At 33.4% G+C, this 15,679-nt stretch carries 16 protein-coding genes; all 16 read left to right on the top strand.

Annotated features, from left to right (window positions below; translation table 11 throughout):
• Window positions 1-98: 98 nt before the first annotated feature.
• The 16 genes from bsdtb5_RS20075 (at window position 99) to bsdtb5_RS20000 (ending at window position 15,667) form a co-directional block, all read left to right on the top strand.
• Complete coding sequence (locus bsdtb5_RS20075; RefSeq protein ID WP_271713730.1) at window positions 99-947, top strand: ABC transporter ATP-binding protein; 849 nt, start codon at window positions 99-101, stop codon at window positions 945-947.
• Window positions 948-1,646 (top strand): ABC transporter permease, encoded by a 699-nt coding sequence (locus bsdtb5_RS20070; RefSeq protein WP_271713729.1) that lies wholly within the window; start codon window positions 948-950, stop codon window positions 1,644-1,646.
• Between the two features lie 253 nt (window positions 1,647-1,899).
• Entirely contained in the window at window positions 1,900-2,214 is a 315-nt protein-coding gene (locus bsdtb5_RS20065; RefSeq protein WP_271713728.1) for a PadR family transcriptional regulator, read from the top strand.
• Window positions 2,204-2,800 carry a DUF2812 domain-containing protein gene (locus tag bsdtb5_RS20060; protein WP_271713727.1) on the top strand — a complete coding sequence of 199 codons (597 nt, stop codon included), beginning with the start codon at window positions 2,204-2,206 and terminating at the stop codon, window positions 2,798-2,800. Before bsdtb5_RS20065 ends, bsdtb5_RS20060 begins: the two co-directional genes overlap by 11 nt.
• Window positions 2,801-2,805: 5 nt before the next feature.
• Window positions 2,806-3,060, top strand: a complete 255-nt coding sequence (locus bsdtb5_RS20055; RefSeq protein WP_271713726.1) for a hypothetical protein — start codon at window positions 2,806-2,808, stop codon at window positions 3,058-3,060.
• Window positions 3,061-3,137: 77 nt separating this feature from the next.
• Entirely contained in the window at window positions 3,138-3,818 is a 681-nt protein-coding gene (locus tag bsdtb5_RS20050; protein WP_271713725.1) for a response regulator transcription factor, read from the top strand.
• A 3-nt stretch (window positions 3,819-3,821) separates the two neighbouring features.
• The gene (locus bsdtb5_RS20045) at window positions 3,822-5,273 is read left to right on the top strand and encodes a HAMP domain-containing sensor histidine kinase (protein ID WP_271713724.1); all 1,452 of its coding nucleotides are present in this window, start codon (window positions 3,822-3,824) and stop codon (window positions 5,271-5,273) included.
• Between the two features lie 642 nt (window positions 5,274-5,915).
• Window positions 5,916-6,809: a GNAT family N-acetyltransferase gene (locus bsdtb5_RS20040; RefSeq protein WP_271713723.1), complete on the top strand. Its 894-nt coding sequence runs from the start codon at window positions 5,916-5,918 to the stop codon at window positions 6,807-6,809.
• Between the two features lie 59 nt (window positions 6,810-6,868).
• Window positions 6,869-7,513, top strand: a complete 645-nt coding sequence (locus bsdtb5_RS20035) for a class I SAM-dependent methyltransferase (protein ID WP_330611809.1) — start codon at window positions 6,869-6,871, stop codon at window positions 7,511-7,513.
• A gap of 57 nt (window positions 7,514-7,570) precedes the next feature.
• Window positions 7,571-8,113 carry a GNAT family N-acetyltransferase gene (locus tag bsdtb5_RS20030; RefSeq protein ID WP_271713722.1) on the top strand — a complete coding sequence of 181 codons (543 nt, stop codon included), beginning with the start codon at window positions 7,571-7,573 and terminating at the stop codon, window positions 8,111-8,113.
• A 35-nt stretch (window positions 8,114-8,148) separates the two neighbouring features.
• Window positions 8,149-8,781, top strand: coding sequence for an RpiB/LacA/LacB family sugar-phosphate isomerase (locus tag bsdtb5_RS20025; RefSeq protein WP_271713721.1), 633 nt, complete (start codon window positions 8,149-8,151; stop codon window positions 8,779-8,781).
• An 89-nt stretch (window positions 8,782-8,870) separates the two neighbouring features.
• Complete coding sequence (locus tag bsdtb5_RS20020; protein ID WP_271713720.1) at window positions 8,871-9,695, top strand: MerR family transcriptional regulator; 825 nt, start codon at window positions 8,871-8,873, stop codon at window positions 9,693-9,695.
• 100 nt (window positions 9,696-9,795) lie between these two features.
• Window positions 9,796-13,284, top strand: a complete 3,489-nt coding sequence (locus bsdtb5_RS20015) for a TrmO family methyltransferase domain-containing protein (RefSeq protein ID WP_271713719.1) — start codon at window positions 9,796-9,798, stop codon at window positions 13,282-13,284.
• Window positions 13,285-13,648: 364 nt separating this feature from the next.
• Window positions 13,649-13,786 carry a hypothetical protein gene (locus tag bsdtb5_RS20010; protein WP_271713718.1) on the top strand — a complete coding sequence of 46 codons (138 nt, stop codon included), beginning with the start codon at window positions 13,649-13,651 and terminating at the stop codon, window positions 13,784-13,786.
• 284 nt (window positions 13,787-14,070) lie between these two features.
• A complete protein-coding gene (locus bsdtb5_RS20005; RefSeq protein WP_271713717.1) occupies window positions 14,071-15,054 on the top strand; it encodes a GNAT family N-acetyltransferase in 984 nt (327 codons plus the stop codon).
• Window position 15,055: 1 nt separating this feature from the next.
• Window positions 15,056-15,667: a GNAT family N-acetyltransferase gene (locus bsdtb5_RS20000; protein ID WP_271713716.1), complete on the top strand. Its 612-nt coding sequence runs from the start codon at window positions 15,056-15,058 to the stop codon at window positions 15,665-15,667.
• Window positions 15,668-15,679: the final 12 nt, after the last annotated feature.

The raw sequence follows: 15,679 nt of genomic DNA, 5'->3' as shown, positions 1-15,679 counted from the left end.
TGAATACTACTTAGAACTAAGCTTATTATTATTTAAAACCAAGAAAATTGTAAGGAGTAATAGGAGAGAAGGAAAAAACAGAAAAGGTGGAATAGTGTATGGAAAATTGCATTGAGATGCAAAATATCTCTAAAGATTTTGGAGATAAAGTAGTGCTAAAAGATATTAATCTTAATATTAAACGTGGTGAAATCTTTGGATTACTAGGACCTTCTGGCGCAGGAAAAACAACCTTAATCAAAATACTGACGAGGCAGTTAAAGCAATCAGATGGAATTGCAACGCTGATGGGGATAGATACGAGAGAGTTGGATCAGAATACATATTCGAATCTAGGTATGGTTCTAGATAATGTAGGATTGTATGAGAGGTTATCCTGCTATGATAATCTGAATTTATTTACGAAAATATATAATATTTCAAAAGACAGGATAGAAAGTGTACTTGCCAAAGTTGGATTGTTAGAAGATAAGAAAACTACTGTCATGAAACTTTCAAAAGGAATGAAACAACGATTAGTCTTGGCTAGAGCTCTGATCAATGAGCCAAAGATATTATTTCTAGATGAACCAACGAGTGGTTTAGATCCTAGTACTGCATCAGAGATTCATAATCTGATCGTGTCTGAGAGAGAAAAGGGAACAACGATATTTCTAACAACACACAATATGGAGGAAGCTACGAAGCTTTGTAATAATGTTGCACTTCTACATGAAGGAAAGATCGTAGAATACGGGAATCCAAAAGAAATATGCAGGAAATATAATTATCAGAATAAAATAAAAATATTGCTACACACAGGTGAAACCGTAAAATTAGAAAATGATGAAACATCAATTGAACTGATTAGCAATTATTTAAAGAGCCATATAATAGAGACAATTCATTCTACAGAGCCTAATTTGGAAACTGTATTTATCGAATTGACAGGAAGGAGTTTTTCATAGATGAGTATGAGAAAAACATTAGCTATTTTCCAGAAACAGATTAAAGACACGTTCAAAAATAAGGCTGTTTTTATTCAGTTCATTATGTTTCCAGCGATGGGTGTCATTATGAAAAATGCAGTGAAAATAGATGGAATGCCAGAAAACTACTTTATAATTCTTTTTGCAAGTATGTATTTAGCAATGGCTCCAATTACTTGTATGGCAGAAATTATTGCAGAAGAGAAAGAGAAGAATACGCTTAGAGTATTATTGATGTCCAATGTTAAGCCAGCAGAATATCTTATCGGTGTAGGAAGTTATATATGGTTAATCTGTATGCTAGGTTCGATTGTATTTGCAATTACAGGTGATTATAAAGGTGCTAGTATCTTGCAATTTCTTCTGATTATGGCTATTGGGATTATGATATCGACACTGATCGGTGCAGCAATTGGAACATGGAGCAAAAATCAGATGACAGCTACTTCAATCACGGTACCGGTTATGATCATATTTTCCTTCCTACCTATGTTGTCTACTTTTAATAGTACAATTAAGAAATTTGGTACAGTTATCTATTCTGAGCAGATTAATCTTCTTATGAATGATATAGGGAATCTACAGATAAAAAGTGAAAGCGTAATTGTAATTATTGTGAATCTAGTAATAATGCTAGGTTTGTTTGTATATGCTTATCGGAGAAGCGGTTTAGCCTAGAAGCCTAGTTGATATTATGTTTCTCTCAATATATAGAAAATAATGCGGTAACAGGTTAGTAATAGTTTAATTACAATTTAGTCAATAGAATAGTTTTACATATTGGAAAATCTTTAGTTTTATGAACTGAAGGTTTTTCTTTTTTTCTAAATCTTTATCTTGACACTTATATCACGTCGTGATATAAATATATCAAGAAGAGATATATCACGACGCGATATATAGAGCATATAATAATAGGGAGATGATAGGAATGGAGAATAATTTTAGCCCCATGAGTGAAACAGCGTATTACATTTTACTATCTTTATTAGAAGAGAGGCATGGCTATGGCATTATGCAGTATGTAGCAAGCATTACTTCAAATCGAATCAATATAGGTGCAGGCACCATATACGGAACGTTAGGTAAATTAGAAAAAGGAAAGATGATTATTACGACTAGGGAAGAGGATAAAAGAAAGTATTACCAGATAACGGATGAAGGTAAAGAAGTGTTGCAGATAGAAATTAAGAGATTGGAAGAATTATATCAGAATGGAATGGAGGCATTGAATCATGAAAAATAGAATTATGAATAATAGAAAATATGTTAGAAAGACATTTCTGGTACACCAATATGAGGAGGAAGAAATATTCTTAAGTGATATGAGAGCACAAGGCTGGAAATTCATCGCTCTATATTCAGGGGTTCCGACGATGTATGAATTTGAACAATGTGAACCAGAAGAATATATTTATCAGCTTGATTACGTTGAGACGAAAAATGATACTGAAGATTATCATCAATTGTATCAGGATTCTGGTTGGGAAGAAGTAGTTCCTTGGAATGCGCTAGGAGGAAAGTGGTATTATTTTTGTAAGAAGAGCGATAACAATGATGAGAAAATATATACAGATCCAGAATCAAAAATAGGACTATTTAATATGTTGTGGAAGAAATACACGGTATTTTTAGCAATCTGTAGCTTTTTTGAAATCAATGGAATAATAGCATGCTTTCACATGATAGCAAGAGATGCTTCCTTTCTAAAGATTGTAGCAGGTGTAGGAATAGTAGCCTTTACAAGTGCTATTATATTCTTTGCTTATAATATGATAGCAATTTCATTAAAGAAAGCCCAATTAGAGAAAGCAAAAAAGGAAAGGTGGTAATTGGTATGAAAAGTGTTAGTGTAAATAATGAAAATAATAACGATGAGAAGAACATTAAAGCCTGTCCAGAATGTAATGATGACCAAAATACAATTCATATCAAGGAAACGGAGGATACGTATATGCTGTTTGGTATGTTAATTGGGTTATCAATCGGGCTTGCAGTTGGGCAATATTTATTCAATAAGGGGCCAATTGGCATGAGTATAGGGATGTGCGTAGGCATGGCAATTGGTAGTTTCATAAAAGTAAAGAAGTAATGTCATAAAATTGTCATATTTGTCATTCATACTAATATTATGCAAAGCTTCAAAATATCAATTATGAGGTTATAATTATGAGAAATGGAAAAAATGTAATATTATTAGTAGAAGATGATGTGAAATTAAGGACGACAATAAATGAATATTTGAAATTAAGTGGTTATGAAGTAATGACTGCGATAAATGGAAGAGAAGCGTTAGAAGTATATTGTGAACATAATACGACAATAGAGTTAGTAATATTGGATGTGATGATGCCAGAGTTAAATGGCTATGAAGTACTTGATGAATTAAGAAGGACCTCAGAGGTTCCAGTCATTATGTTAACAGCAAAAAGTAAAGAAGAAGATCAGTTATATGCATTTGACAAAGGTGCAGATACTTATATGACAAAGCCCTTTAAACTCAGTTTACTAAAGGCTCAGATAAAGGCCATCCTAAAAAGAGTTGGAAAAAGTAGTGATGCAGTAAAAAAAGCTGGTGAATTGAAGATTATAGCAGACTCTCAACAAGCTTTATTAGAGAATCAGATCATCTTAACGACTCCGAAGGAATTTGAACTGCTGTCTTACTTTGTGGATAATATTAACTTAGTGTTAACCAGAGAACAGATTCTTAATGCAGTATGGGGATACGATTATGAAGGAGAAAACAGGACAGTGGACACTATAGTAAAGCAATTAAGATCAAAACTCACCGATCAATATCCCTACATCAAGTCAATCTATGGCGTTGGATATCGATTTGAGGTGTAGAAGATGAGATGGAATTCGATTAGAACTAGATTTATTGTGATTCAGAGTGTTTTTCTCATGTCCATTGTTGGTGGTGTAGCGTTACTTTTTATATTATTTGGTAAAGATTACTATATTAATTGTGACCGAATTAAGATGGATAAGATATACCAGAATCTTGATAAAGTTAATCTTGGAAAGTTAGCGAAAGATAATACAGATGCAATCGATGAATATGAAGAAACAGGGTTCCGATTTGTGGTGGCTACGATAAATGATGACATTGATATTGTATATTCAACATTTGAGGGGCATGAAGAAAAAGAGATAAGAAAAGCTTACTACCGAAGAATTGAGCGAAAACGTGGCCAGTTCACTCGCCAACCAAAGGCCACCTATAATCAGAGGCAGCAGATTAATTTATATGGAATTATGGAACAGAATGGAACCAAGTATTATGTGTATCTATATAAATTTACAAGTCAGTTAAAAAATGAGATGGAATATACGGAAAAGTTCTTCATTCTGATCTTAGTGATATCCGTTTTAATTGGAGGAATCTTAATCTTTTATCTAACAGATAAGATTACAAAGCCAATTAAGAAAATTGATAATATTGCAAATAAAATATCACAAAAGGATTTTTCAGAGAGAATCGAAGAAGATAAATATTATGGCGAGATTGGAAGCCTGTCAAAGAGTATTAATCGGATGTCAGAGCAGATGCAGGGGTATATCAATGATTTAGAAAATTACAATTATATCTTGCTTGAGGAAAATTGTAATATGACGGAGATGAATGATATGCGAAAAGAGTTTGTAAATAATATGTCTCACGAACTAAAGACTCCTCTGGCTATTATATCGAGTCAAGTCGAACTTATTATGGAGATGGATGGCAAAGTAAATAAAGATTATTATTATAGTTCCATTCAAGAAGAAACAGAGAAAATGGGACGGATGATTAGTGATATGTTAGAAGTCTCCTTTGTAGAAAATGGACTGGGGCAGATGGAAATGTCAGAAACGAATATAACGGAACTAACGAAAAAATTAATCTTAAAATATGGTGCACTATTTCTTCAGAAACAGATCCAATGCGTCACTTCAATCGAAGAAGGATGCCTAACGATGGCAAATGGGAAGTATCTCGAGAAAGCGATTAATAATTACCTCCTAAATGCCTATGAGCATACTAAAAAGGGGCATCAGATAAGAGTGAAGTTATATTCAAAAGAAGATGATATTGTGTTATCGGTATATAATGAAGGAAATCAAATTGATGAGACAAACATCGATAAGATTTGGCTAGATTATTATCAGCAAAGCAAATCAAAGAAATTAGATGAGAATCAAAAAAATGTTGGTCTTGGATTATATATTGTAAAAAGTATTATTGATCAACATCATGGATTATGTTCAGTTGAAAATAAGGAAAATGGTGTTGAATTCAGTATTCGATTGAAAAAATTATAAAGGTATATTCATAAACCTAAAAACAGCTAAAAGGTGCATGAACTATATATAGAAAAATATAGAAATGCATGGACGAAAGAACAAATTAATAAAGAACAAATCAAGATAAGATCTGAAGATACGCCTCTGACACGCTAAGTGTCGGGGCTTTTTTTAATTCATAGGAAACTTCTTCGAATTTCCTATGAATTAAAAAGCACTCCGTGCAGGATGCACACAAGCGCGAAAGGAAGAGGTCGCTGGTGCGACCGCGCTTGGCGCGAGAGTTTGCATTGCAAACTCTTTGTTCTGTCATTTTCTATGTGACAATCAACATGGAAGTAGGTGGAAATAATTCTGTAAAAAGTAGGAGACATTTGGTATAATGTGATACAAGTTAAGTGTATGAATCTTATATTAATAAAAATATGCTATGCAGTTATTTATATAAATAAAGAAGAAATGTTCAGTTTATTGATTACCTCAAATTATTTTAGAAAAGAGATTGAGGTAGTAATAGATGAATAATTGAGGTAACATGAATTGCAAATCTAAATAAGGGCTAAAAGTCACATGATTATATGTAAGAATTGATGCAGTAATAGAGGTAGTATTAAATTTATGAATTAATAAAGTAAAATGAAGTTGAAAGAGAGAAATCATATGAATGAAAAATATAGAATGATAAAAGCCTATCAGAAAAATGATGCAATTAGAAAAAGTTTTAATATGTTAACTCTGTCTACATGGGGTTGGGATTTCGAGGATTGGTACCAAAATGGCTATTGGAGTAATAACTATATTGCTTATTCCATAGTGGATGGAGAAAGGGTAGTAGCTAATGTTTCTATAAGTCCAATGAAGTTTATAAACAAGGAAAAAGTCATGAATTTTATTCAATTAGGTACTGTTATGACAGACAATTCCTATAGACAACAAGGATTAATTCGCGAACTAATAAAAGAAATTGAACTTGACTATAAGGATAAAGTAGATGGATATTTTCTATTTGCTAATGATAGTGTGTTAGAATTCTACCCTAAGTTTGGTTATAGAAAAGCTATTCAATATGAATATTTCAAAGAAATAAATAATGAAATCATTAATGAAACTGAAGTCCAGGTGATGGCTAGAAGTATACCAATGCAAGGAAAAGAACAATGGTTAGCTTTTGAGGATGCAATTAAAGCTAGTTGCATTCAGAATGACTTGTGGCTTGAGAATAACCTAGAGTTAGTTATGTTCTATGTTACAAAGTTTATGTGCAACAATGTTTATAAAGTAGATAGTCAGGATGCGTATATAATTGCTGAAGTTAATGATGGGGTATTATATATACACCAGATCTTTTCTCCGATAGAAGTTGATATGGAGGAGATTATTGCTGCCTTTGGGAAAGACATTAAAAAGGTTATTCTTGGATTTACTCCATTATCAAAAGAAGGATTTGAGATAGAAGAAATTAAGACGGAAGATACTACGTGGTTTATAAAAGGAGAACTCTTAGAAACCCTGGAGAAGGAACACGTAAGAATTCCTACTTTATCACATACATAAGAAAAAGGAGCCAGTTTGAAATAATAATAAATGCTATTTTTAGCGGAATGGAGATTATAATGGAGAGAATGAATGAATTTTTTGCAGCTCGAGTGGAGGGATATGATGAACATATGCTGTCCAATGTTGAAGGCTGTAAAGAAGCATATATTAAATTAGCGGAACTTATACCTTTTGATTGTAAAAAATTATTAGATTTGGGGTGCGGGACAGGGATGGAACTAGATGGAATCTTCAAAAGATTCGCGGACATTCACGTTACTGGCATTGATCTTACACAAGCAATGCTTGATAAACTAAAGGAAAAGTATAGTAATAAAAACATAAGCTTGATTTGTGGAAGTTATTTTGATGTTGATTTTGGTATTGGTCAATATGATTGTGCAATATCTTTTCAGACGATGCATCATTTTTCGCATGAAGCTAAAATTGGATTATACAAAAGAATTCTTGACTCTCTGATGGATAGTGGTGTGTATATTGAGTGCGACTATATGGTTCAAAATCAAGAGGAAGAGGACTTCTATTATTCTGAGAATACTCGGATTAGGAAAGAGATGAATATTCTAGAAAATGAATTTTATCATTACGATACCCCATGTACAATCGATAATCAGATTGCAATGCTAAGGAATGCAGGGTTTCAAAAAGTTGAAAAAGTATTTCGCATAGAAAATACTACTATTTTAGTAGCTTACAAATAGATAATTCAAATGATAGACTAATACTAGACATTATAAAACAAACCACTTGGAGGACAGATGAATACAATAACTTTTCGTAAACTAGAAGTAGAGGAATGTAAACGTATTAGAGAAATAGATGCTTCTCAGTACATAAACCGAGCTTGGCGAGAAATAGATGGAAATAGACAATTAGTAGATATTAATTACAACGACCTAGACTTTCCAAATGGCTTTGAAAATCACTTAAAAGATCTAACAGAGACAATCAAATCGGGTGGCATCGCTTTGGGTGCCTTTGATAACGAGCGTTTAGTTGGCTTTGGTGCTGTAAACAGTAAAATATTTGGTGAACAATATAAGTATGTCTTGCTTGATCAATTATTTATATCAAATGAATATCGTGGTAAGAGAATTGGTAAAAAGTTATTTTATATGGCAGCAGAGGAAGCTAAAAAGTGGGGAGCAGAGAAATTCTATATTTGCGCTGGCTCAGCAGAAGAAACAGTAGCTTTTTACATTTCAATTGGTTGTGAGGAAACAAAAGAAATTAACCAGGAATTATACCAAAAGGACACTAGAGACTATCAATTGGAATATGATTTCGCACTTTTGAAATAAAAGAATGAAAATACAAAATTAAGAAAGGATGCCACATGAAAATAGCAATTATTCAAGCGAGTTCACAAAAAGATAAGAATCCATTATTGTATGATAGTGTATCAAAGGCTATAGAAGGTAAGGGGTATGAAGTAATTAATTTCGGAATTTTTAAAGAAGAAGATGTTACTTATTCTTATATTCAAACTGCCCTTATGATAAGTATTTTGCTTGAAAGCAAGGCTGTTGACTTTGTAGTGACGGGATGCTCCTCAGGACAAGGAATGATGCTTGCATGCAATAGCCTACCAGGAGTTCTCTGCGGATATGTTGAGAATCCTGCAGATGCTTATTTATTTGGTCGAATAAATAATGGTAACGCAGTATCCTACCCACTAGGATTGAATTTCGGATGGGCAGGAGAGATTAATCTACAAAGTACGATGGAGAAATTATTCAAAGGGGACTTCGGAATGGGATATCCAAAAGAAGATGCGCTTAGAAAACAAAGGGATACCAAGATGTTAAAAGCAATCAATCAAGCTACCAAAAGGAGCTTAGTTGAAGTACTTCCGGTATTAGATTCTGATTTAGTGAAAAGCGCGTTGAAGAGAAAAGAAATCATAGATTATGTACTTCAATATGGAACAAATGTAGAACTGAAAAATACGTTAGAGACATATTTGTAAAATTCAAAGAACAGGAAGTAATATGCATATAAAGAATATTTCATATTATTTGCCGTATTATCTTAGGATAAAGAAAAGGATAGACCATAATGTTCAAAATAGGAGAATTCTCAAGAATAACCCAGGTATCTATTAGAATGCTACGGTATTACGATGAGCAAGGTTTATTAAACCCAAGTTTGGTTGATAAATCGAATGGATATAGATTATATACAGCAGACCAAATCGAAATGCTTAATCGAATTGTGCTACTTAGAAACCTAGGGTTTGGCGTAAAAGAAATGAAGAATATGTTAGCATCATGGAATTCAGAAATGATGCTAACAAATCTTTTGAAACAGATTGAAAAGACCCAGGAAAATATAAAAATTGAGCAGAATAGATTAATGCAAATGCAAGGTTATCTTATAGATTTACACAATCAAGACAAAAAGTTAAATATCGAAATAATAATGAAACAAATACCGATGCAACACGTGATATCATTGAGAAGAATAATGCCAAGTTATTATCAGGAAGGTATGTTATGGAAAGAACTGACCGAGAGTGTAGAAGATATTGAAAGTATAGCTTCTAATTCAAGTTTTTCAATATACCATGATCTTGATTACAGGGAGCAGGATGTGGATATAGAAGTATGTGTTGTTACCGAGAAAGAATTAAAGTATATTGGCTCAGACTTAATATATCGACAGGTAGATGCAGTTCCTATGGCAGCTTGTTTTATGATATATGGACCATATAGTAATATTTCAATTGCATATAAAGAATTTGCATTTTGGTTAGAGAAACATCCAGAGTATCGTATGGCAGGAGAGAACAGGCAGATATGCCATGTGTCTATGTGTCATACTACCAACTCGGAGGAATATATAACAGAATTGCAAATACCACTAAAATATAATGAGAAGTGAAAGAACAGAAAAATTAGATTTCTGTTCTTTTTTTCTTGACTCTCACATGATGTGAGGGTATATATTGAGGATAATTTTAGGAAAGGTAAGGGGCGGTTATATGTATCATTTGAATACAATTGGAACAATGCAACATGAGGATGGAAATACATGTATTACTATAAAAAAAGATTATAGGAAAGCATTGAAATATTTAGATAAGTTTAGTCATATCCATATATTTTATACGAGCTTAGAGAATAGCATTTGGAGGCTACAAACACGAATTGCTAACATCCAAACGGTTGATATAAAAAAAGGAGTTATTCTGACGGAGGCGTTATTAAAAAATGTTGATAAACTTGATGTGATTGATATTAAGCCATATTTTCCATGCGAAGATTCCGTAAAGGGAACAGATCAAAATGTAATCAGTAATGATATCACCTCTTTGAAAAATCAAATAAGACCCAACGGTGCAAATATAGAAATAATAAAAGTGGATGACTTAAATAGCTACCTGGTAGAACAAAAAGGTACCATTAGAAATACACAGGGAGAAGTATATATCCAACTAACGGACAAAATGGATATCACCAGCAACTATATTAAGATTTTATGGTGGTTTCATAAATTTGATTCTGAGATATATAGAAAAGTAACGGAATGCAATCCACCATATGAAAATTCACCCAGAACAGGAGTATTTGCAACAAGATCCCCAGTTAGGCCAAATCCTTTAGCTATGACAGTTGCTAGAATTCTAAAGGTGGATCATGAACAGAATCGTATCTATATCAATGCAATAGAAAGCTTTGATAAAACGCCTTGTATCGGTATCCTAGAGTATAGACAAGATAGCAATTGTATCTTGGAATGTAGGGTGCCAGAATGGTTGAGCCATTGGCCTAAGTGGTATGATGATAAGAAAATGGATGAAAAGGAATGTCGTGTAACGTGTAAGGATAGTGGATTGGTTTCATTATTAAATACAAATATAAAGAATAACATAAAATATAGCATAAAAAATAGGGATGATATTAAAATACCTACAGTATCATCAAAAAAGAAGAAAAATGATTCAATCTATATATTGGGTGCTAGAGAAAATAACCTAAAAGGAATTGATGTAAGGATTCCCTATGGAAAAATAACTGCAGTAGTAGGAGTGAGTGGAAGTGGAAAATCAAGTCTTGTCCATGATACCATATATGCAGAGTGCAGAAGACGAATGGAATATCTAAATAATAACCGTAATATGTTACAAAAACCAAAGGTAGAGAACATGACGGGTTGCATTCCAGCAGTTCTTATATCACAAAATGAGATTCGAGGAAATTCTCAGTCAACAGTAGGAACATATACCAATGCCTATGATTACTTAAGAATGATATATGCCAGTGTTGCAGTACGTCATTGTCCAGACTGTGGGAATGAAATAATACCATTAACCAAAGAAAATATATTGAATCTGCTAAGTGGAATAAAGGATGTTGAAATATTTGATCTGATGAAACAAACGATAGAAGAAGAAACACTTGAGAGAAAGGTTAACCTAGCGCTTGAGCGAGGAAAAGGGGCTTTTTATATCCAATTGCCAGATCATGAGTTTATTTTGTTACAGACCAAGCAAAAATGTTATCGATGCGATAAATTAATGTTTGAGATGACGCCTAGGACATTTAGCTATATAGATTCAGAAAGTAGATGCCCAATATGTAATGGTACTGGAGAAAATGTAGAAATAGATGAGAAGAAGATCATCGAACATCCAGAGGTGTCCTTATTAGATGGTGCATCTTCCTTTTACGGAAAACTAAGAGATTTTCTAGCTAGTCCGAATGCAAATTGGATGAAAGGTCAAGTATTTGGATTGGCCCATAAGATGGGAGAAGATCTGGAAAAGCCATGGAATGAGTTATCTCATAACTTTAGAGACAAGATACTACATGGTTCAGGGGATGAAATTGTTACATTCTCATATGATAATAAGAAACTAGGGAGAAAGGGAGAAATTACTCGTCCAGTAGAAGGGATATGTAATATTATAAAGCGTATATATGATGATAATACCGATACAAAGACAATCAATCAATATATGAGCAAAGTCTCTTGTAAACACTGCAATGGAGAGAGATTAAATAAAGAAGGTCGAATGGCAACAATAGGGGAATTAAGATATCCAACAGCAGCTGCAATGACATTTGATGAAGTGATTGGGTTCTGTGATCAACTTGTAACAGTGATTAGTATAAACGATTATAAAAAAATCAATCATGCTATTCAATCCTTAAAAGAGGTTGCAGAATCAGCAAGAAGACTAGGGTTAGGATATATACAAATGAGCCAAGAAACAAGTACATTGTCTGGCGGAGAAAGGCAGCGAGTTAAATTATTAGCTGCTATGCTTAATCATATGACAGGAATATTGTATGTATTTGATGAGCCATCCAAAGGGTTACACCCAAAAGACTATGCGAAAGTAACCGATATGATTCAGTACCTAAAGGATGAGGGAAATACGATTATAATGGTCGAGCATAATGACGATATGATTCGAACTGCGGATTATATAATAGAAATAGGACCAGGCGCAGGCGAACAAGGCGGCTTATTAGTAGGTGAAGGTTCTTATGAAGTCATGATAAACAATAAGGATACACAGATTAGTCGTTACCTGAATTCAGAAGTTATAAAGAAGGCGCCATATATGAAAAAGAATCAAAATGATTTATCATTCATAACGATGAAACAATTAAAATATAGAAATTTAAAAAATATCACGATTCAATTTCCTAAAAAGGCCTTTACTTGTATTAATGGAGTCAGTGGAAGTGGAAAATCATCTCTAATGAAAGGTGAGATCTATCAGAAAGCGAATCATGAAAATGATTTTTCAGAAGTTATATTAGTAGATCAATTACCAATAGGGAAAACATCAAAATCAGTAATAGCAACGTATATTGGTGTTATGGATGATATTAGAGAAGCTATGGCGTTATCGAGCCAAGCGATAGAATATGGCTTTGATGAGAAGTACTTTAGTTTTAATGGAGAATTAGGACAGTGTGTAGCTTGTAAGGGTGAAGGAAGAGTAAGAATAAAATATCTAGAGGATTCTTATATGGAGTGCCTAGAATGCAGTGGTAAAAGATATCAGAAGAAAATTCTTGGAGTAGAATATCATGATAAGAGTATAGATGATATATTAAATATGTCAATTGACGAAGCATTGCACTTCTGGAGTGAGGTAAGTGATATAACCCAAAAACTTGAAATAGTCAAAAAAGTAGGGCTTGGTTATCTAAAAATTGGACAGAGTACACCTACGCTTTCTGGAGGTGAAGCATCAAGATTAAAGTTAGCAAAACAACTAATGAGTACAAGAAAGAAGAATGTATTGTATTTATTAGATGAACCAACAACTGGATTGCATTATTCAGACATTGAGCATCTACTGGGATTAATATCTGAACTAATTGAGAATGGTAATACAGTAATTGCAATTGAACATAATAAGCAATTTGTTCAGAATTGCGATTGGATTATAGAACTTGGACCAGGAGCTGGCAAGGATGGTGGTCAAGTAATAAGTCAGGGGACGTTCTGAAAACAGACTATTGATAGAATGGATAGCCTCTCAGGGATTACACAGGTTACTGAAAAAGTTCCTTTCAAAAAGTATAATGAATATTACTGTATCAACATGCGTGCTGTATTTTTGTTTTAAGAAGTATTAGAAAATCTTAATGAAGAAGGTAATCCTTCAATAATCAGAGGGAGTGCTGTCTGAGCGTTTTTCAGCGAGTTCGCTCCATCTGATTATGTTTGAAGGATTCCTTCTTCATTTAGATTCTCTTATACTTCTTTATCCAAAAAGCAGCACGCATATTGATACAGTGATATTCAGGTGAAAACTACAATAAGGGACTTTTTCAGTACCCTGGGATTACATTGGGAGGTTATTCAAAATTATGTTGACTTGGAAAAATATATCTGTTACTATTGAATTAATTGGAAGAAATATATTCCAAAATAATGCGTTAAGCAATTTCGAAAGGAGAACAAGAAATATGATGAATTTAAAATTAAGTGAGGTAGTAATCGGTTAATTGAATATTGGGCATATTTAAGTGATTGCTTGGAATGCCACATTTAGACTCTTATGAATAGCTTAACTTGGTTAAACACATGATAGGATGTGTTTTTTTTGTACTTATTTTTAAGTAGAAGACCACAGAGAATAGCATTAAGGGCTATTACTGTGGTATTTTTATACCCATTTTTCATTAACCTATTAGGATTTGATTGTTGTTAAAAGTTGCTTTAATTTATTGAGTGTATAGCGCTGAATAAATACTAGGATGTTACGAAAAATCGAAGGGAAGAGTGTTAAATGGAATTAAAAAAGACAGAAATAAAATATGTGGAAGAGGCATTAGAGTTAGCATTGGAGGAATATAAGTTAGAAGGTAATATAGTGAATCAATTGCCGGACATTGATTTTACGAATCAGCTTAGAGAATTTCTTGTAGATTTATTTGAGAAGAAGTATGGATTAGTGGCTATCGAAGATGGAAAAGTAATTGGTTATCTTGTCTTTGAGGGCCCATGGGATGGATTCTTTGGCAATTGCAAGGGAGCCTTTTCACCACTGGGTGCTAGTGCATTTTCTGGTAAGGATAGGGGAAAACTTTCGTCGAGGTTGCTATCTGCTGTAACAGAGATGATGGTAAAGGAAGAGGGAGTTACAAGCTTCGCTTTAAGTCGATACGCAAATGACAAAGAAGTAGGAAAATCTCTGGTGTTCAACGGATTTGGAATACGTTGCAGTGATGCTATTATGAAGTTAAGTGACCGTAAAAATAGAGATTACTATAATCCGAATGTATCATTTATGGAACTTAAAAGCGAGGAAAAGAAATTAATTCTTGATTTAAAATTCGGATTAACCAAACATATGCTAGGAGCACCAATCTATTTTCCTTCCTACATTGGAAACTATATGGAGTGGTTTGCTAAGGAAGAGATAAGAGTATTTGCAGCATGTGCAGATGATGAGATTATAGGTTTTATGTCAATTCAAGATGAAGCAGAAAACTTTATCACCGAATCTGCTTCTATGAAAAATATATGCGGAGCCTTTGTAAAAGAAGAGCACCGAGGCGATAATGTAGCTACAGATCTACTAACTTTTGTCTGCAATGTATGTGAGAGTGAAGGTGTTAAGTATCTTGGCGTAGACTGTGAGACATTAAACCCAACAGCTCTACGCTTCTGGGGAAAACATTTTCAGAATTACACCTATAGCTATCACCGTAGAATAGATGAAAGAGTAATTGGTTACGAAGAATATTTGGAACGTGAGTGGAGGAGTTAATATGAATAATATAATAATAAGACCTGAAAACAAAGAAGATTATTTTGACGCTGAATATATGACAAAGAGAGCTTTTTGGAACCTTCATCACCCAGGGTGTGATGAACATTATCTTGTTCATCTATTTAGACAGAGCGAAGACTACATAGAGGAACTTAGTAGAGTTGCAGAAGTAGATGGAAAGATAGTTGGAGGAATCTACTATTCAAAAGCTTATATTATGGATGGAGATAAAAAGGTTGATGTCTTAAATTTCGGTCCATTATGTGTGGACCCAGACTATCAAAATCAAGGAATCGGTGGGAAATTATTAGGAGAAACCATCAAATTAGCAAGAGAAAAGGGATATAAGGGAATTGTGATATTTGGTGAGCCTCTCTATTATCCAAAGCATGGATTCAAGACTTGTGACCATTTTGGAATTACGACAAAAGACGGTAAAAACTATGATGCCTTTATGGGGTATGAGATTGTGCCGGATGCTTTCTTTGATGTAAAGGGAAAATTCTATGAGTCAGAAGTATTTGAACAATTATATCCAGATAAGGTGGAGGAATATGATAAGAATTTTCCTTACATGGAGAAATTGAAATTGCCTGGGCAGTGGGATTAAATTGTAAAAAAA

This window comes from Anaeromicropila herbilytica, from assembly GCF_016591975.1.
Classification (GTDB): Bacteria; Bacillota; Clostridia; order Lachnospirales; family Lachnospiraceae; genus Anaeromicropila; species Anaeromicropila herbilytica.
The sequence above is the reverse complement of the archived record's forward strand: the minus strand, read 5'-3'. Positions and strand labels throughout refer to the sequence as shown.